19 protein-coding genes are annotated in these 18,972 nt (G+C 39.7%); 7 read left to right on the forward strand and 12 right to left on the reverse strand.

Annotated elements, in window-relative coordinates:
• Positions 1-249 precede the first annotated feature (249 nt).
• From rpmA to KZC02_RS09865, 3 genes are all read right to left on the reverse strand, one after another.
• Complete coding sequence (gene rpmA / locus KZC02_RS09855; RefSeq protein WP_221393942.1) at positions 250-537, reverse strand: 50S ribosomal protein L27; 288 nt, start codon at positions 535-537, stop codon at positions 250-252.
• Between the two features lie 98 nt (positions 538-635).
• On the reverse strand, positions 636-947 hold the full coding sequence (gene rplU / locus KZC02_RS09860) for a 50S ribosomal protein L21 (protein WP_221393943.1): 312 nt from the start codon (positions 945-947) through the stop codon (positions 636-638).
• A gap of 118 nt (positions 948-1,065) precedes the next feature.
• Positions 1,066-2,808 carry a tetratricopeptide repeat protein gene (locus KZC02_RS09865; protein ID WP_221393944.1) on the reverse strand — a complete coding sequence of 581 codons (1,743 nt, stop codon included), beginning with the start codon at positions 2,806-2,808 and terminating at the stop codon, positions 1,066-1,068.
• Positions 2,809-3,101: 293 nt separating this feature from the next.
• On the opposite strand from KZC02_RS09865, the gene KZC02_RS09870 reads away from it, so the two are divergent.
• The 6 genes from KZC02_RS09870 to KZC02_RS09895 all read left to right on the forward strand — a co-directional run bounded on the left by KZC02_RS09870 (position 3,102) and on the right by KZC02_RS09895 (position 7,427).
• The gene (locus KZC02_RS09870) at positions 3,102-3,752 is read left to right on the forward strand and encodes a thioredoxin family protein (protein ID WP_221393945.1); all 651 of its coding nucleotides are present in this window, start codon (positions 3,102-3,104) and stop codon (positions 3,750-3,752) included.
• Between the two features lie 28 nt (positions 3,753-3,780).
• Positions 3,781-4,686, forward strand: coding sequence for an SMP-30/gluconolactonase/LRE family protein (locus tag KZC02_RS09875; RefSeq protein WP_221393946.1), 906 nt, complete (start codon positions 3,781-3,783; stop codon positions 4,684-4,686).
• A 160-nt stretch (positions 4,687-4,846) separates the two neighbouring features.
• On the forward strand, positions 4,847-5,533 hold the full coding sequence (locus KZC02_RS09880) for a DUF1361 domain-containing protein (protein WP_221393947.1): 687 nt from the start codon (positions 4,847-4,849) through the stop codon (positions 5,531-5,533).
• On the forward strand, positions 5,508-5,888 hold the full coding sequence (locus KZC02_RS09885; RefSeq protein WP_221393948.1) for a diacylglycerol kinase family protein: 381 nt from the start codon (positions 5,508-5,510) through the stop codon (positions 5,886-5,888). The genes KZC02_RS09880 and KZC02_RS09885 overlap by 26 nt, the downstream gene beginning before the upstream one ends.
• Before the next feature lie 89 nt (positions 5,889-5,977).
• Complete coding sequence (locus tag KZC02_RS32875; protein ID WP_221393949.1) at positions 5,978-7,096, forward strand: hypothetical protein; 1,119 nt, start codon at positions 5,978-5,980, stop codon at positions 7,094-7,096.
• Positions 7,097-7,130: 34 nt separating this feature from the next.
• Positions 7,131-7,427, forward strand: a complete 297-nt coding sequence (locus KZC02_RS09895; RefSeq protein ID WP_221393950.1) for a transcriptional regulator — start codon at positions 7,131-7,133, stop codon at positions 7,425-7,427.
• A gap of 130 nt (positions 7,428-7,557) precedes the next feature.
• Here the strand turns inward: KZC02_RS09895 and KZC02_RS09900 are convergent, their stop codons facing one another.
• Positions 7,558-8,070 carry a DUF2911 domain-containing protein gene (locus KZC02_RS09900; RefSeq protein ID WP_221393951.1) on the reverse strand — a complete coding sequence of 171 codons (513 nt, stop codon included), beginning with the start codon at positions 8,068-8,070 and terminating at the stop codon, positions 7,558-7,560.
• 117 nt (positions 8,071-8,187) lie between these two features.
• Here KZC02_RS09900 and recG point away from each other — a divergent pair, with 117 nt between their 5' ends.
• A complete protein-coding gene (gene recG, locus KZC02_RS09905) occupies positions 8,188-10,308 on the forward strand; it encodes an ATP-dependent DNA helicase RecG (protein ID WP_221393952.1) in 2,121 nt (706 codons plus the stop codon).
• A gap of 161 nt (positions 10,309-10,469) precedes the next feature.
• Here the strand turns inward: recG and KZC02_RS09910 are convergent, their stop codons facing one another.
• The 8 genes from KZC02_RS09910 to KZC02_RS09945 form a co-directional block, all read right to left on the reverse strand.
• Entirely contained in the window at positions 10,470-11,816 is a 1,347-nt protein-coding gene (locus tag KZC02_RS09910; RefSeq protein WP_221393953.1) for an FGGY-family carbohydrate kinase, read from the reverse strand.
• 133 nt (positions 11,817-11,949) lie between these two features.
• Positions 11,950-12,645 (reverse strand): GDSL-type esterase/lipase family protein, encoded by a 696-nt coding sequence (locus KZC02_RS09915; RefSeq protein WP_221393954.1) that lies wholly within the window; start codon positions 12,643-12,645, stop codon positions 11,950-11,952.
• Positions 12,646-12,727: 82 nt separating this feature from the next.
• Positions 12,728-13,438 (reverse strand): hypothetical protein, encoded by a 711-nt coding sequence (locus KZC02_RS09920; protein WP_221393955.1) that lies wholly within the window; start codon positions 13,436-13,438, stop codon positions 12,728-12,730.
• A gap of 15 nt (positions 13,439-13,453) precedes the next feature.
• Positions 13,454-14,104, reverse strand: coding sequence for a hypothetical protein (locus KZC02_RS09925; RefSeq protein ID WP_221393956.1), 651 nt, complete (start codon positions 14,102-14,104; stop codon positions 13,454-13,456).
• A gap of 209 nt (positions 14,105-14,313) precedes the next feature.
• Entirely contained in the window at positions 14,314-15,624 is a 1,311-nt protein-coding gene (locus KZC02_RS09930; RefSeq protein ID WP_221393957.1) for a TolC family protein, read from the reverse strand.
• A 185-nt stretch (positions 15,625-15,809) separates the two neighbouring features.
• Positions 15,810-16,472 carry an ABC transporter ATP-binding protein gene (locus KZC02_RS09935; protein ID WP_221393958.1) on the reverse strand — a complete coding sequence of 221 codons (663 nt, stop codon included), beginning with the start codon at positions 16,470-16,472 and terminating at the stop codon, positions 15,810-15,812.
• Positions 16,473-16,737: 265 nt separating this feature from the next.
• Positions 16,738-17,928, reverse strand: coding sequence for a threonine synthase (locus KZC02_RS09940; protein WP_221393959.1), 1,191 nt, complete (start codon positions 17,926-17,928; stop codon positions 16,738-16,740).
• A gap of 70 nt (positions 17,929-17,998) precedes the next feature.
• A complete protein-coding gene (locus KZC02_RS09945) occupies positions 17,999-18,907 on the reverse strand; it encodes a LysR family transcriptional regulator (RefSeq protein WP_221393960.1) in 909 nt (302 codons plus the stop codon).
• Between the last annotated feature and the right edge of the window lie 65 nt (positions 18,908-18,972).

The raw sequence follows: 18,972 nt of genomic DNA on the forward strand, positions 1-18,972 counted from the left end.
GCAGCAATTAATAAAATGCGAAGAAAGGAATGCCGTAGGTATGTAACGTTTCGTACCTAAGGCACTTGGATAAATGTACAAAACCTTAATGCTACCGATATTTAATCCATCTGGGATTTTTGGGAATTTGTATCGTTTTTATACTAAACTCCTGGTATTTTTTCCAAACAATAAACTTCCAACAACAAAAAGCCCACCGGATAATCCGGCGGGCTTTCCTGCTTCATTCTAAAAATGAAAGATCTTAAATTATGCTTCTGCAGTAACTTCTGCAACAGCAGCAACGATAGGCTCGATATGAACAAACGATTTGTCCTGACGAGTCTTACGGAATACTACGTGTCCTTCAACCAAAGCAAACAAAGTATGGTCACGACCAATACCTACATTTTTACCAGGATTGTGTTTCGTTCCGCGCTGACGAACAAGAATGTTACCAGCTTTAGCGAATTCACCGCCGAATAATTTTACTCCAAGACGTTTACTTTCCGATTCACGTCCGTTTCTTGAGCTACCTACACCTTTCTTATGTGCCATGATATCTTAACTTTAATGTTTTTCAATGATTTGTGAATAGACCGTTCAGCTAAAAAAAGCTAACGGCGAACCGCTGAGCGGCCAAAAGCAAATAGCTATTAAGCTACGATTTCGTCAATGCTGATCTTAGTCAGATACTGACGGTGACCGTTCTTAACTTTGTAACCTTTACGTCTTTTCTTTTTGAAGACGATCACTTTTTCACCTTTAAGGTGTTCAAGTACAGTTACTTTCACAGAAGCTCCTGCTACTGTAGGAAGACCTACCTGTACTATGCCTTCGTTATCAACGAGGAGGACTTTGTCAAACACAAGAGCAGCGTTCACGTCACCTTCAAGCCTATGCGTGAAGATTTCGCGACCCTTTTCAACTTTAAATTGCTGACCTGCGATTTCTACGATTGCGTACATGTTAATTAATTATTGGTATACTGGTTTCAAAATTCGAGGTGCAAAGATAGGCACATAACCACAGAATCACAACGCTTTATCCCGAATATTTCAGTTAATTGAAAAATAATCAGGAATACTAATTCTTCACTTTATTTGATGCCTTCATTTTTGCAGGTTTCTCAACCGCCAGAAGATCTTTATAAACCGCTGCATCGCCATATTTTGTGGTTTCCCTGAACTTACTTTCAAATTCAGCAGCTTTTGAAGTATCTCCTTTTAACATATAGATACTGGCCAGCCCCTGATAAGCCCGGGCGCTGCCGGGACGTTGTTTTAATAATTTTTCATAAGACGACAGTGCCTTGTCGTATTGCTTCATTCTAACATGTGCATCCGCAATACTAATCCAAAGCGGATGCGGATATACGGGAGGTTCACTGTAACCAAGTCCGATTTCTTTTTTCTGAGCAGTTTCAAGTATCCGAACGGCATCAGTGTATTGGCCATCCATGCTTTTAATTACACCCTGTAACTGCAATGACATTACATTGAAATATTCAACTGCAATTTTCTCAAGTACTTCTACCTTATCTGCCTGATTTGTGTTCCTGAATAAAAACGCATCAAGTTCTGCTGAAAAGGTTTTTGCAGCACTTATGTTATTCTTTTTTAGTGCATTCATTCCACTGGCATACAATAGCATAGCAGCTTTTTCATTCATTTCTTTTTTACCAAAAACAGAATCCGGATTTTGAATAGTTTGCAACTCGGTTATAGCCCTGTCCCAAAACCCGTATCGCATCTGCATTTCTGTCGGGGCTAAAATAACATAGTGGAACATGCTGTTATATTCTTTTTTCCGGGCAGTGTCCATGGGCATATTTTTCAATTTTTCGGCATAATAAAGCCCTTCTTTATAACGCCCGTCTTCCGAACAGCTTGCCAGCAAATAACCAATGTTATGCAGATAATTCCATGTATCAATTTCGAGTATATTCTGCTTCTTCATATAGGTAGAATCCACTTTTAATGAAGCTATAAAGGAATCATGCGCTCGTTTAAAATCCCCCAATTTATAGTAAATATGCCCCGGCATGTGCACAATGTGGCCGGATTCCGGTGCAAGGGAGGCAAGTACATGAGCAGCTTCCTCTGCTTGTTCAGGACAACAATTCTCTTTCAAATGAATCCAGTAATGCTGTACAGCATGGTTATTAGGATGTGTTTTTAGTACATCCCGCAACAGATATTCACTATACAACTGCCCTTCATTCAGATTCATGTCATTATCATATCCTCCCATTTTGGCAAGTGCAAGAAATAATTTAGCATCAATATCATCAGGATAATTGTGAACAATGGCTTCCAGTTTTTTCATTGCTTCCTTCGCGCCATTTTCTTTGAGTGAATCACCTAAAATTGATGCTTCCGCGTATAATTTTTCATGATCATTTGCCTTGGATTTTAATAATTTCAGTTTCCTTATGGCCAGCTCTTTATCCTTTTTAAAGTCCTCACTTTGGAATCGTACAATGCTTTCCATTAAACCCCAGTAAGGCATAATCGCGGTTGAATCGCGGCGAATTGCTTCTTTAAAAGAACGGTAAGCTTCAAAATCCCAAAAACAATGCATGAGAGCAACACCCTGGGAAAAATATTTTTGAGTACTATCTGAAACAGTCTGAATTTTCAGGTCTGATTTCCCTACTCCATTCATTAGTTCAGGTGGCGGAAGATTATGAATATACTTAGTTTCTCTTCTGCAAGCCTGTATATGATTCAGGTGATTACCAGTCTGGGTTTTGGTATGATCGGAGTGATCGTGTTGAGCATGTGCTGCAAATGCCAGCAGAGTTAAAAATAACGTAAAAATCCTCATAGGAATGATATAAATTAATTAGGGTTAATTGGAATAGAAGCTAAGCAAGTTACGACACAACAACCTGACTTAATACTATTTAAAATCTAATTTGTTATCCGGAAGCAACGGTGGGGAAAAAATTCTATCCCTGCATATAGTTAAAGTAAGCTAACATGCTACCTTTATGAAACACAACCTCTAAAATTGCCTGCTGTATCATTTCGGGCTGTTAACATACCTTAACATTGCATTTGGTTACTTTTGTATCAATTAAAGTCTTGATGACATAAATGAACGATAATAATAAAAAAATGAAAATATACCTGTGGCTTTCGATAGTGCTCCTTTCCGGTGCCGCTGCGATAGCGGCAACAATGACTAAGGCAGAAAATAATACTGAAACAAAACAAAAAACGGGTGGTTATGAAATAGGTGATGCTGTTGCCAATTTTAAACTAAAAAATGTAAATGGCAACATGGTGTCACTAAGCGATTTCTCTGGCTCAAAAGGGGTTATTGTCATTTTCACCAGCAACCATTGCCCGTTTGCCAAAGCTTATGAAGACCGGATTATTGCGTTAAATAGCAAATATGCCTCACAAGGTTTCCCGGTTATTGCGATTAATCCAAGCGATCCGGGAACACATCAGGACGATTCATTTGAAAAAATGAAAGAACGCTCGTCTTCCAAAAACTACGGCTATCCGTACCTGGCCGATGATTTGCAGCAGGTTGCCAAAGCATTTGGGGCAGCCCGTACACCACAGATCTATATTTTACAGAAAAGCGGCGCAACATTCAGCGTTAAATACATTGGCATGATAGATGATAATCCGCAGGATCCTGCCGGTGCAACTAAGTTTTATGCAGAAGAGGCTGTAGCTAATCTTTTAAACAGCAAACCCGTGGTAACGACCATTACCAAACCTATCGGTTGTGCTATTAAGTGGAAAAACCAGTAAGTTTTAAATTGCCCTTTCAGTAAATTTTATGAACAGATTACTCATCTATCTATTCTTCCTGAACTCTAGTATTGTTTCTTCTGCTTTTGCTCAGACCCAAAGTAAAAAATTTTCTACCGAAGGTGAATTTACCAACAACTGTGAAGGTCCGGCGGTAGATAATGAAGGCAATGTATATGCAGTTAATTTTGCCAGGGATGGTACGGTTGCGATTATGAACAAAAAAGGCAAGTCAGGATTTTTCTTAACCTTACCAAAAGGAAGTACAGGAAACGGGATCAGGTTTGGTGATAAAAATACCTTTTATATTGCTGATTTCACAGGGCATAATGTCCTGAAAGTAGATCTTATTACAAAAGATATTTCGGTTTTTGCGAACGAACCAAAAATGAACCAGCCAAACGACCTGGCTATCACCGCAAACGGACATATTTTCTGTTCTGACCCCAACTGGAAAGAAAATACCGGCCAGATATGGCACATTACACCAGATGGCAAAACCAGCCTTGCTGCCGAAAATATGGGAACAACAAACGGTATTGATGTGAGCCCGGATGAAAAAACACTGTATGTCAACGAAAGCGTTCAGCGTAATGTATGGGCATTTGATCTTTCACCGGAAGGAAAATTATCAAACAAAAGATTACTTCACAAATTTGAAGATGGCGGAATGGACGGAATGCGCTGCGATATCCATGGCAATTTGTACATAGCGAGACATGGAAAGGGTGAAGTAGCCGTGCTTTCTCCAGAAGGAAAAGTAATCCAAACCATACAAACCATTGGCAAAAAAGTCTCTAATATCTGTTTTGGAGGCAAAAATGGAAAAACCTGCTACATTACTCTTCAGGATCGCGGCTGCCTGGAAAAATTCAACGCCAAAACCGCCGGCCGCGAATGGGCCATGATGAAGGCATACGCAAAAGAGAAATAATTTAGGTTACACAGAGGGACGCAGAGAAAAAAGGAGAGACACAGAGATTTTTTTTAACTTTCTCTGTGTCTCTCCTTTCAACTCTGTGTAACCTAAATTATTTGGAAAAACAGAATCTCCCCATTAACTTTGCAACTCAAAGTACTTTAAACTACCTGTTATGCTATTAAGAAAACTGACTTCTTATCTTCAAAGCAATCAAAAAGTCGCGCTCTTAGCAATTACATCAGCCTTAGCGATGGCTTTACTAACATTCAGAGTATTGGCAACACAAAACATGGGGTTCGTTTTTCTTACCTGGAATTTATTCCTGGCCTGGATTCCATTGGTTTTTGCAAAATGGGTTTTGGAAAAAGAAAATCTGCGGCCATCTTCCCTCTGGCTTCTTATAGTTTATTTCACTGTATGGCTTTTATTTTTTCCCAATGCTCCCTATATCATAACTGATTTAAAACATCTTCGCTCGGTACCAGAAGAAATGCTTTGGTATGATGCTATGATGATCTTTACGTTTGCAGTTTCAGGTTTTCTGACCGGACTTTATTCTATCCGTATTGTTCATCGTATAATTGCCAGACGGAGCAATCAGCAACTGGCCTGGTTTACAATTGCCGGCTCTATGTTTTTGAGCGGTTTTGGTGTTTTTCTGGGAAGATATGGCAGATGGAACAGCTGGGACGTAATTACCCAGCCAGATGCTTTATTAAAAGGTATTTTTAGTAGTATGCAGGATCCGCTGGCTATCAAACATACTTTCGTATTTTCGTTCGTGCTGATGTTATTGTATTTTGCATTCCATTTTTTCGCTGAACTAAAACAACATGAATCGTCCCGTAAATATTCGTAAAGCAATACGCAGTTTTCGTTATGCCGGAATGGGTATTTACAGTTTGTTTCGCTACGAAAATAACGCCAGAATACACCTCATTGCTTGCGTTCTGGTTTTAATTGCGGGAATATCACTGCAAATTTCTCCCACTGAGTGGTGTACAATTGTTATTCTTATTGGCCTGGTCTGGTCGGCAGAAGCTATTAACACTGCCATTGAAAAACTGGCAGATGTAGTTTCTCCTGATTATCACAGGGCGATCAAAGACGTAAAAGACCTTGCAGCAGCGGGCGTATTAATACTGGCAGTTTCCTCAGTAATCGTTGGGGGTATTATTTTTATACCAAAGATTATTTTTCTTTTAGGCATTTGATAATGATAGTGATATTATTTCAAACAACCCTTTCTACTTAGCAGATCCACATCTTAACCGAATTAACCTCATATTACGAATTTTACAATATGGCATCAAACCAGGACTCTCTACATACTTTGAATGAAATTCGCGACTTAATGGAGCGATCATCCAAATTTTTGTCTTTAAGCGGATTAAGCGGAGTTTTTGCCGGGATCTTTGCGTTAATTGGTGCAACTGCCGCCTATATTCGTTTTAAAACCGATTATTATTCAGATATTTTACAACCTCTTGTAAATTATGATTCGTACACAAAACGGGATGTAATTTTATTCCTTTTTCTGGATGGGCTTGCAGTTTTGTTTCTTTCTCTTGCCGTAGGAATATTCTTTACAGTTAGAAAAGGGCAAAAAAGAGGGCTTACAGTATGGAACGGGAGCTCAAAAAGACTGCTGATCAGCATGTTGATCCCTTTGGGAACAGGCGGAATATTCTGCCTGGCTATGCTGAACTACGGATACATATGGCTGGTTTTCCCTGCTACACTGCTATTTTATGGGCTGGCATTGATAAGTGCCAGCAAGTTTACTTATCCTGAGGTGTTTAATCTGGGTATTTCAGAAATCATCATTGGCTGTATCGCACTGTTTCTTACCGGTTATTCTTTGGTATTCTGGGGAATTGGCTTTGGTGTTTTACACATTATTTATGGTTTAACCATGTATAACAAGTATGATCGCAAAAAACTTACTTCCAATAAAAGTGCAACCCGTGGCGGTTTAGGGATTTTATTCCTGGTGCTGATAAGCTTTTCGGATGGCAACGCCCAGTTTGCAACTGATACCACCCGCAGCCCGGCACGTAAATGGTATGATAAAGAAACTATTTACTTACAGGGAGGAAATAATTTTGTAAAAAATAACATGATTTATAGTGGCAGGAAAGCGCTGTTCAACGAATTTTCGATATCACCGGGAGGTTTGCAATTGTATTTAAAATCCAGAAAAAACCGGAATATTGCTTTGGCTATTTCTCTTATTGGGTCAGCGGGGTCAATTATTTCTCTGGTTTCCGGTAATCGGGATCACTTAAAAACGTTCTTTTGGGTTTCATTAGGAACCGGGATTGCTGCTTCGGTAATTACAATGCAGGCAAACAACCAACGCGATCAGGCAGTATGGCTCAGAAATCGTGACGCACTTATTTTCATGGAAGCCAATAAATAATAGCATATTGGAACTTCATAACAATCACGATTGAATGGAATGGTTAGAAAAATTTAATAAGGTTTTGGAAAGTAAGATCAGGCTTGGTCTTATGTCTGTGCTGGTTGTGAACGATTCATTAAGCTTTAATGAGCTCAAAGAATTGTTACAGCTCACTGACGGAAATCTGGCCTCTCACTTACGTGCACTGGAAGAAACCGGATACATTGAAGTTCAGAAACAATTCATGGGACGGAAACCGCATACAACTTACAAATCAACTGAAACCGGCCAAAAAGCATTTTCTGATCACTTACAGGTTCTGGAAAATATGATTCGGCAGAATTTGTAAAAATTGGGAGGAAGGAAAGGGTTAACGGAGGAAAGGTTAACAGTGAATGGAGAAAAGGAAAACGGACGCTGGCGGGTTCATTGCTAAACCTTTTGGCGTCCGTTTTCATATCAAAGAAAGCTTTTTACTTTTAGAACTTTACAGGAACTGAGAATCCTGATTTGCCCCATTGAAAATCAATTGCGTTGTCTTTTACCCAAAAGGTTAACTTTTCTTCTGCAGAAGGTAAAGTTTTTGCAGGAACATTTACTTTCAAAACATCCTTCCCTTTAATTTCTTCATATTTGTAAGCACCCCACTGGCCCAATTCACTGTTAAGAATGATAGTCCATTCTTTCTCATTTGGTGTTGCGAAGAAATTATAAGTACCCGCTTTTACTGGTTTCCCTGCAAAAGTACCATCCTTTTTGAATGTGATCGTAGTAGCACTGTCTGCACCAATACGCCATACTTTTCCATATTTTTCAAGGCTTTTGCTACTTGCATCTCCAAACAGAACACGGCCTTTCATGGAAGGCTGTCCGTATGCAATAGTAATGTTTTTACCCTGGGCAGTAACTCTTGGGCTAATTGGTTTTTCCTGTGCAGAAACTGCTGATAAACCAACAAATGTCAGGAATAAGGCTAATAATGTGATTTTCATAAAAAATTAAGAATTAATGTAATTCGTTTAGGTGATTTAAAATTTTACATTTAACGAAATACGCTATTCAAAAGTTGTTAACCAAGTAGTTTAGCTCAAATTTTGTACTTTTGAAAAATGAGTAATGAAGGTCAACAACCTGTTCGTAATAATTTTTTCGATACCAAAATCGAGTTCCTTAAAGGCGTAGGATCTCAGAAAGCTGCATTGTTAAATCTGGAATTAAGTATTTTCAACTACGGAGATTTAATTCAGCACTACCCTTTCCGCCATGAAGACCGTACAATTTTCTATCAAATCAAAGATCTGAATGAGCAGCTTCCGGCTGCACAGATAAAAGGCCGTTTGCGGGAATGGTCTGTTGTTGGGGAAGGCACTAAAAAAAGACTGGTTGCCCATTTTACAGATGGTTCCGGAATATTGGAACTCGTCTGGTTTCAGGGAATTACATGGATCGAAAAAAATCTCCGCCCAAATACCGAATATATAGTCTACGGTAAGCCGGTTGCATTTGGTGGAAGATGGAGCATTACGCATCCTGAAATTGAACTTATGACTGCCGAAAACGCGCATGGCGGATATTGGCAGCCTGTGTATTCATTGACTGAAAAATTGCGCAGAAGATATATTGACAGCAAAGTACTGAGTAAAATCATACGTAATCTGCTTGAAATTTCACGTGCGCATATCCACGAGACTTTGCCGGATAACCTGGTTCAGAAATATCGCATGATTTCAAAAGCTGATGCAGTCTGGAATTTTCATATTCCGCAAAGTCATGCATGGCTGCATCAGGCGCAACGCAGACTGAAATTTGAAGAGCTTTTTTATAACCAGTTCCGCCTGTTAAAAAACAAGCTTTTACACAAAACAGAGTTCCCCGGAATGGTATTTAACAGTACCACACTTGTAAAGGAATTTTACGAACATCATTTACCGTTCAAACTGACCAACTCCCAGGTCAAAGTACTTCATGAAATACACGAAGACCTGAAAAAAGGAAAGCAAATGAACAGGCTACTGCATGGTGATGTAGGTTCAGGAAAAACGATCGTGGCATTCATTACCATGCTTTTTGCATTGAGTAACGGGGCACAAGCCTGTCTGATGGCTCCCACCGAAATCCTGGCCGATCAACATTATCAGGGATTGAAAAAGTTTGCAGATTCTCTTGGTGTTCATATTGGCAAGCTCACTGGCTCAACCAAGAAAAAAGATCGGGATATCCTTCATCAGGAACTGCGCGATGGTTCCATGCAGATCATTGTAGGTACGCATGCATTGATAGAAGATGTGGTTCAGTTTCAAAATCTTGGACTTTGTATAATAGACGAACAGCACCGTTTTGGCGTAGCGCAGCGTTCCCGTTTATGGGCCAAAAATGACCGCATCAGTCCGCATATCTTAGTCATGACTGCTACACCTATTCCCCGGACTTTGGCCATGACACTTTATGGAGACCTGGATATTTCGGCTATTACAGAACTCCCGGCCGGACGTAAACCTATCAAAACGGTTCACAGATTTGACGCAAACAGGCTTTCCGTTTTTGGATTTTTGAGGGATGAAATTGCCAAAGGAAGACAGATATACATGGTATATCCACTGATTGAAGAATCAGAAAAGATGGATTTAAAAGATCTGATGGATGGATTTGAAAGTGTTTCCAGATCCTTTCCCGATGTCCCGATCAGTATTCTGCATGGCAAAATGAAACCAAAAGATAAGGATTTTGAAATGGCCAGATTTGTAAAGGGTGAAACCAAAATTATGGTGGCTACAACTGTAATTGAAGTAGGTGTAAATGTACCAAATGCATCCGTAATGGTTATTGAAAATGCAGAACGGTTTGGTTTATCCCAATTACACCAGCTTCGCGGACGAGTCGGGCGTGGAGCTGAGCAATCTTACTGTATTCTAATGACCGATTATAAAATCAGCAAAGATACCAGATTGCGTATAGATACACTTTGCCGGACAAACGATGGTTTTGAAATTGCGGAAGTTGATCTTCAGCTACGTGGGCCGGGTGATATTACAGGTACACAACAAAGCGGCCTAATGGATCTTCTGGTAGCAAATCTGGCGCAGGATGGTGAAATTTTAAAAGTAGCCAGATCCTCAGCCGAAGCGATATTGGAAACAGATCCTGACTTGCTCAATCCTGAAAACTTTCCGATACGATCTCATTTGAGTAATATTCGGAAGGAAGAAACAAACTGGAGCAGGATTGGATGATTATTAAGTTTATGAGTTTTAAAGTTTATGAGTTTTTTTTTAGTTTAAAGTTTATGAGTTTAGAGTTTAAAGTGGCCGATAACCTTAAACTCATAAACTCTTAACTGTTTAACTCTAAACTCTTTAACTCTAAACTCATAAACTCTTTAACTCTAAACTCATTAACTCACTACTATTTCCCGTACATCGTCAGCAAATTCGAAAGTTTGCGGACGTGTAACATGTAATGCAGCTCCTAATGACGTTGCGTACGGCAGGTCGGTTGCAAAAACGGCATGATTTGGGAAATTCATTGCTATCAGTTTGACAAAAATTTCATTTCTTGAAAATCCTCCATCAATGTAAATGTTCTGTACATCATTAATTCCAACAAGCTGTAATGAAACAGACAGCATATCTGTAAGTCCCTTTAACAAATGATGATAAGCTGCATCGGCAGATGAAAAAGCACTTACCTGCCATTCCTGCGTATTTGCTTCCGGAAATGGCCCGTTCCCAGTCATACATGCTGAATAAAAACGAGGCGTGTCGGCTTTTAAAATTTCGGCATTAAACTGTACCTTTTTGTAAAAATCCGGTTCAATCCTGAAATATTCTGCGATACGCGCTACCTGGAAATCGTGTTCGCGGCCAAGGAATAACCGTGATGCTGTAACACCGCTACCTTCCGGTGTCAGATAATTCATGCAATCCCTTTCCAGCTGATAATAAGTCATTGGTTTGGATGCAAAAGAATTAAAGTTAATACACCATGTACCGGTAGATAACAATACGAACGGTTTTTTCACAGCCATTCTGTAAGGAATCAGCGCGGCAGAACTATCATGCAACCCAAATCCCGACTGAATTCCCTTATCGCCATGACGGTAGATAAATGATGAAGAAGCCAGTACAGGAGCTAATTTTTTATGAATCCCTTCAGCTTTAACCCACTCGTGGTAATCCCACATTTCGAAGCTCCACAATGCAGTGTGGCAACCAAGCGAAGTGTAGTCACTTACCTTGCGATTGGTAAGCAGATAAAGGATATATTGGGGTAAATGTAATGTTGAAACAATATCCTTATAAATATCCGGCTTTGTATGTTTGAGCCAGTACATCTGCATGCCCGAATTGAGCATGCCCATGGCAGGCGAACCAGTCTGAAGAGCGAGGCGGGTCGGATCACCATAGGTATCATAAAATTGTCTTAACAATGCCTCCGGAAAAGGTTTCAGATAAGAATACAATGGCGTAAGCGGCTTATTATCAGCACCCAGATGTACCAGACTTGCTCCATATGCGGCTACATTAACAGCCTTGATATCATATTTGGGATTATCGAGCAGATCGATCCAGCGCTCTTTAACCCACTTTGTAAGCAGTTCTATATCTTCTGTCGGAAAGCCATCCTCATCCATTGTTTCAGGAAGTGATTCTGAGAATTCTTCTATAACCTGATACTTTTCATCAAAAAGTACATACTTTTTATTGGTCCTGCCAATATCAAAAACTGCCGTTACTTTCATTATTTGAATGCTAAACCACTTTTTTTAATTCCCAAATATATTTTTCGGTTAATATAGTGACTTTACTTTAAAACCTTTACCCCTAACGTTACTTTTTCCAATTCCCGGTGACAGAATTATTGGTTTAATCTCATTAGGCAGTTTTTTGTAAAATCGGCTTAAAAACCTGTATCCAGCGCCTGTATCCCTCATCATTCATGTGCAGGCTATCGCTCACAAATATGCTTCCATCCGGTCTCCCGTTTTTCAGCATTACCGGCCACACATCAATATAATGATGTTTTTTGTCAGTTTTTATGTAATCCTGAATGAGCATATTTGCTTTAATTACATCATCTTTTTTATCCCAGCGAGATGGAGAAGGTTTTAAGGAAACGCCATATAAAGCAACATCAGGATCACTTTTCCTGATCAGTTTGACGAGTGTTACATACGCATCCCGAACCTGCTCCGGTGTTTTTTTCTTTTCTCCGAACATATCATTTTCACAATATATGACAACCGTTTTGGGATGATATTTCAGAATCGTACGGTCAGCATAATAGATTACTTCCGGAAGTGTAGAACCTCCAAATCCGCGGTTTATGATGGGTAACGGTGCCAGGTCGGTAGCGGCAGACTGCCATTTGGTAAATGATGAACTTCCGGCAAAGACAATTCCACCGGCAGCCGGCATTTTTTCGGCATCTTTTTTCTCAAATTCCAGAATAGTTTTTTCTGAGCGGTCTAAGGCATAATCCGGCACCCACGGTAAGTCAGTCGTAGTGGAAACGGGTTTATGACAGGAAGTAAAAATTAATACAAAAAGAACTAAAAAATACTTTTTCATTTGCACGCAAACAGTGGATATACCAAGAAGGCAAATCCACTGTTTTTTTAATGTAATTAGTTAAATTATTTATCCAAACTTATTATTGTCTGGTGCAAAAATACCGTAATCCGAAACCGACGCTGGGAAAAGTAAAATTGGGTGATAAAGAATAATTGAGCTGATTGGACTTATAACTTAAGTCTGTACTATTTGCAGGAGAACCTGATGTAGAGGAAAAAGAATAACCAACTGAGACAGGATTTGAAAATGCAAGGCTTGCTGTCATCCACCATTTTTCAGAAAAGTGGTAGTACACGCCTGCACTTAATCCAGCTGAGAGTTGTATTATATTTGTCTTTGTTTCAGATAAATAGGTATTATCTGAACCTAATTCGTATTTCCTGGAATTAGAATATGATAAATTAACCTGAGGTCCTGCGAAAAGGCCGGCCTTATCATTGAAATGTTTATAATATTGCCAGAATCTTCCGGCACCAATTCCAATATCATTTATGCCATTTTTTTTTATATCCGTTACAACATTATTGGACAGGATAGAGTAATTTGTTTTTCCCGCTCCAAGAAAACTATTGATCTGCCAGCCAACAGCTTTAGTATTGGTCTTGAATTTCCCGATAGCTATATCAAAATTGTAACCGTAGTTATTTGTTGCTTTTGAAACATCAGGATTACTATTGGTAAAATTTACTCCTACTGTTCCTGAAATAAAATGTTTGTTTTCCAGTTGCGCAAACAAGTAATTTATTGAGCAACCAAGCATCATGCTTGTTAAAAGTAATATCTTTTTCATGATCGTTTTGTTAAGTTACTGAAGATACCAGGAAGCTCTGATTGAAAAATAATTGGACAATGCGGTAGTTACCCCGGAATCGAAAAATACAGAATTTGTATGGTTTGCTTTTTGATAACCTAATTGCAGCGATAATAAGTTAACATCTGATTCAATAGCAAACCGTGGAGATATCCAGTAAGAGATGCCTGGTACAACTTTTACCCCAAATGAATATCCATTTTCAACCGTTTTTTCAGAGCCATCCATGTCTGCATATCGTAAGTAGCTCAGATCTGCGGAAGAATTCAGAAAAATTGCCCACTTTTTACCAACCGATTTATACTGCCGGATATATGGTGAAAGTGAAAAAGAATTTCGATTCCATCCACTTCGGTTGGACTGATCATCTGATTTATTTTTAGCACGGGAAAAGTTAATTGAAGAACCTATACCAATTCCAACTAACCGATTATCCTTAATAAACCATCCGGTTTGAATAGAAGGGCTTACCGAAAAATAGTTAAAGTTACTCTTGTATGAGTATGTGTCAATTTTACTCGTGCTATTAATTCCGTTGAACCTGATTGTACCCGCCCAATACTTCGTACCCTTTTGTAACTGTGCCTGAACTGAGACAGAAAAGTATAGACACCCTACTATCCCCAAAAGAAGAATTGTTTTCATGACTTCAATAGTTTGTTTGTACGGGCAAGATAGATAACATTAAGTAACCATTGTAGTATTTATATTTTTTTAACAAAAAAATGTAAAAAAAAGAGGCGACCCATGCGATCGCCTCTAAATATTACTATACCAAATTTAACCTAACTAATCTTTGGCTGTTAGCCGTAAAATCGAACGGTCGATTGCCGACCACCGAGAGCCGAAAGCCTTTAAAATATTCCCTCCCAATTTCCCTGGCGATAGTATTGCAATAATCTCTGCTGCATCAGGAACTGGTATTTTGCCTGGATTGCGTTTGCCTGAGCTTTTGCCAGATTCGCTTTTGCCAGCGAGTATTCAAAAATATTGGCGGTTCCTGCATTCAGTTTACTTTCTACAACTGCGAAACTTGCTGTCAGTGATTCAACCTGGCCCTGAGCAGCCGAATGTTTGTCCGCCGCTGCATTCATATCCAGCACAGCCTGTTCAATAGACTGACGAAGAATCTGCTGTGTTACATCCTGCTGATTTTGTGCAAGCCGTTCCTGCACTTTTGCTAATTCCACTCTTGGCCTGGTTACCCAGCGTCCCATAATCGGGATATTAAGCCCAAGGTTTACGGATCCATTCCTGGTTGCATTCAGCTGATTGAAATAATCAAGATTACTGTTGGTCGAGGCAAAAAACGCCCCAATATTCGCCCCTAAAATCAAAGAAGGATAATTGAGCGCTTTGATAGATTTTACCTGATAAGCAAAACTTTTATAATACAGATCAGCACTTTTTGCTTCCGGAAACGTTTTTTGTGCCTGATCATAAAGTACTGATGCTGTGAGGGATTCCTGTACATTATCTACCGGCAAAAGTGCTTCCAGTTCCAGACTGTCATCAGCAGGAATATTAATCCGCTGGAATAAAGCCAGTCTTGCAGTGCGGTAATTATTCAGCGCAGTTACCTGATCAAACTTATCATTGGCCAGCTGTGCTTTGATTTCATATAATGTATTATTACCTAAGACACCCGCATTTACCTGTTTATCTACCCTGTTCACCTGTACTTCCGAAGATTCTACCTGTTGCCTGGCTGCTTCATATAATGCTTTGGTAGCCAACACATTCACATATCCCTGCATAAGTAATATGGTTTGTGTGTTCAATACAGCTGTACGGTTTTCCATAGCCGATTCTTTCAGCAATATATTCTGCCGGATCTGGTTTTGCAGCTTGCCTCCCTGATAAACAGGAACTGACATACCGGCTCCAAAAGAGCTGTAATGGAAAACCTGGTCTATATATTCGTTGGTATACTGGTCAATACTTCTACCAATATTCAGACTGTTATTTGCGCTGATATAAATCTGCGGCAGGATTAGAGATTTCGTTTGATGCAACTGCGCGTTGGCCGATTCTGCCTGCAGATTACCCTGCTTATACGTCAGGTTATTTTTGGTCAAAAGCTCAACACACTCGCGCAAACTAAGCTTTTGCTGTGCCTGAGTTACAAAAGGGAAAAAACAGATTAAAAATAATATTCTTTTCATGGCAATGGAAAAAAAATGGGTTAAAGGGGAAAAGGTTAACGGTTAAGGCCGGGCCACCGGGTGGTGAACGGGTAATGGAAGACATCACTGATCAAAACAAGTTATAAATGAGTTGGCAAGTCCAGGCTTTCAATCATTTTCCCTTACGCATTAACCGTTAACCTTATACCCTTTAACCTTTTTTTCTAAGCCAACCACCCGTCTTTCAGCCGCACTACACGATTTCCGTACGTGGCGTTAGTTTCCGAATGGGTAACTTGTACAATGGTTACTTTGTCTTCTTTATTAAGTTTTTGAAACAATTCCATTATTTCTACTGCCTGTTCCGAATGAAGGTTTCCGGTTGGTTCGTCTGCAAAAATCACTTTTGGATTGTGAACAATTGCTCTTGCAACACCTACTAATTGCTGTTGCCCACCTGAAAGCTGATGCGGAAATAGATCTTTTTTTGCTACCATATTGAACCGGTCCAGCAACTCGGCTACCCGGCTTTTACGTTCCGAAGATCCGGTACCTTTATACAAAAGCGGCGTTTCAATGTTTTCATAAACAGTCAGTTCGTCGATGAGATGATATGCCTGAAATACAAAACCGATATGGTGACGGTGCAATTCTGTACGCTTTTTCTCAGTTAACTTTTGAACCGGCTCGTCCAGAAACAGATATTCTCCTTCGGAAGGCTCTTCCAGTAATCCTAAAATATGCAGTAAAGTAGATTTTCCGGAACCCGACGGCCCCATGATCGATACAAATTCCCCTTCTTTAATGTTTAAATCAATGTGACGTAAAACGTATGTCTTGCCAAAACCCGCAGGATAATACTTCGAAATTTTTTCCAGTTTGATCATAAAATTTGGTATGTGAGAATTTGATACACAAGAACGGATACACTGCATTAAAAACAAAAACCTGTGGACCAATACTCTTTGCCTTTACTTTTAAAAAGGCTTGCCACAAATCTAAATCACTCTTTATCAATTATTTGTATTTAATTATAAAAGAAAAAACCGTCCGAAATCGTACAAATGTGTACGGTATCGAACGGTTCAAAATTGAAAGATTAAGAGTTTAGGAATTTATGTTTTTTACTTATGAACAGTAACAAAAACAGTATCAAACGAAGTTTTCTGCATACTTGTAACCGCTTCCGGTATTGAGCAGCAGGATCTTATCATCCGGGCTGATCCATTTATTCTGAATTGCTTTTTTCATGGCAGGTAACAATGCGCCGCCTTCCGGAGCTACGAATAATCCTTCTCTTTTTGCGAGAGATTTCACGCCATCCAGCAACTCATTTTCAGTCACAGATAGCGCAAAACCACCTGATTCTTTCAATACCTGCAAAATTTGTTTTTCTGCAAATGGAAATGGAACCGCCAGTCCGTTAGCAACAGAAGGTTTTGCCAGATAACCCGCAGAACTCTCATGTTTTCCTTCAAAAGACCAAACTACCGGCTGACAGTTTTCGGTTTGCACAGCGATCATTTTTGGAACTTTACCTGTGATCCAGCCTGCTTCGCGCATTTCGTGAAATGCTTTCCAAATCCCGATCAATCCTGTTCCTCCGCCAGTCGGATAAAAAATCACGTCCGGCAATTCCCAGTTCATTTGCTCCGCAATTTCAAAACCCATCGTCTTTTTGCCTTCCAGACGATACGGCTCTTTCATGGTGGAAACGTCAAAATATTCTTTTTTAGCCCGCATCTCCGCCACAACTTTTCCGCAATCACTGATCAAGCCATCGACCAGAATGAGCTCTGCGCCGAAGTATTGGCATTCCTGCTTGAAAATTTCAGGCGTATGTCGTGGCATAACGACGGTAACGTCAATTTTTGCCTTTGCACAATATGCAGCCAAAGCCCCACCTGCATTTCCGGCAGTTGGTACAATGCAACGCTGAATTCCTAATTCTTTCATCTTGGAAACAGCAACAGCCTGTCCACGTGCTTTAAATGATCCGGTTGGATTCAGTGATTCATCTTTGAGATATAGATTTGGAATTTCGAGTTGTTTAGCCAGATTGTCAAGTTTCAGAAACGGGGTCATTCCTTCTCCAAGACTTACTATATTTTCCTGATTTAAAACAGGCAAAAATTCAAAATAACGCCAAAGCGAGGCTACACGATCTTTCAGAACGCTTTTGTCGATATTCTTTAATGAGCCATATTTTGCGTAAAGGGGTGATTTCCAACCTTCCTCCTCATTTGAGCTAAAAGTCTGAATTTCAAGATGGCTGAATTTCTTTTTACTTACCGCACATTCCAAATGCGTTATATGCGAGGTAAGAATATCTGTATTTGTCATGACTTTTATCTGATTTCCTAACAAAAGTATAGGGTCAACGATAGCAAAGCCAATGCCATTTGAGTATAGTCTATAACTTCAAGTTATGTATTTGTAAAGCGAACCGAACAAAAGCTTGTCCAAACGGATCATTTTCCGAACCGTGCCTTTGAATAAAAAAGAACTGTCTATTGATATGTAAGCCTTCGACAAAAACTTGTTTCAAAGTTCCGGATGCAAGTTCTTTTTGTACCGAACGAAGTGGCAGAAAGCCCAGGCAATCATCCACAAGCAGGAAATTTTTCAATGCTTCTGTCCCTCCGAGGGAAATGTTATTTTTTAAATCTGAAAGCTTGAAATTCCGTTCTTCCAGAGCAGATTTGACCGAAGCCAGTGTTCCGGAACCTCTTTCCCGCAAAGCCACAGGGAATTCCCGAAGTTCCTGTAAAGTAATGGATTCACGATACCAAAGTTCACTTTTAGGTGAGCAAACCGCAATTACTTCGTCCGATAGAAAATATCTGTAATTGACTGAGGTTGTTTTAGTTTGCCCTTCAATGATACCCAAATCAATTTCGTTATTACCAAGCGCTGTCAATACGTTTTCCGAATTCCGGTTCAGCAAAGTGATGTGAACATTGGGGTATTTTCGACGAAAGGCAGACAAGATTTCAGGGATGATGTACAGCGTAACTGTTGTACTCGCTCCTAACCTTAATTCTCCTTTGGCATTGTATTCGTCCAGATGGGTACTTAATTCATATTCCAAACGGTTCTGAATTTCCTTGGCTTGCCGCAAAAAACCAAGCAGAACGCGACCCTGTTCAGTAAGTTTGATTCCTCCGCCAACACGTTCAAACAGACTGGTTTTGTATTGCTCTTCCAGGGCTTTAATGTGCTTGCTGATCGCGGGCTGGCTTAGATTCAGTACCTGACTCGCTTTCGTAAAACTGAGCAGATTGGCAACTTCGAAAAAGACCTGATGACGAAATGATAACATAGGGGTAATGCTGGAACTTGATTTCTCAAAGTTATCCATTCTTCTACATTCAGTCGCCTGATTGA

Origin of the sequence: Dyadobacter sp. NIV53 (assembly GCF_019711195.1) — a bacterium.
Taxonomy (GTDB): domain Bacteria; phylum Bacteroidota; class Bacteroidia; order Cytophagales; family Spirosomataceae; genus Dyadobacter.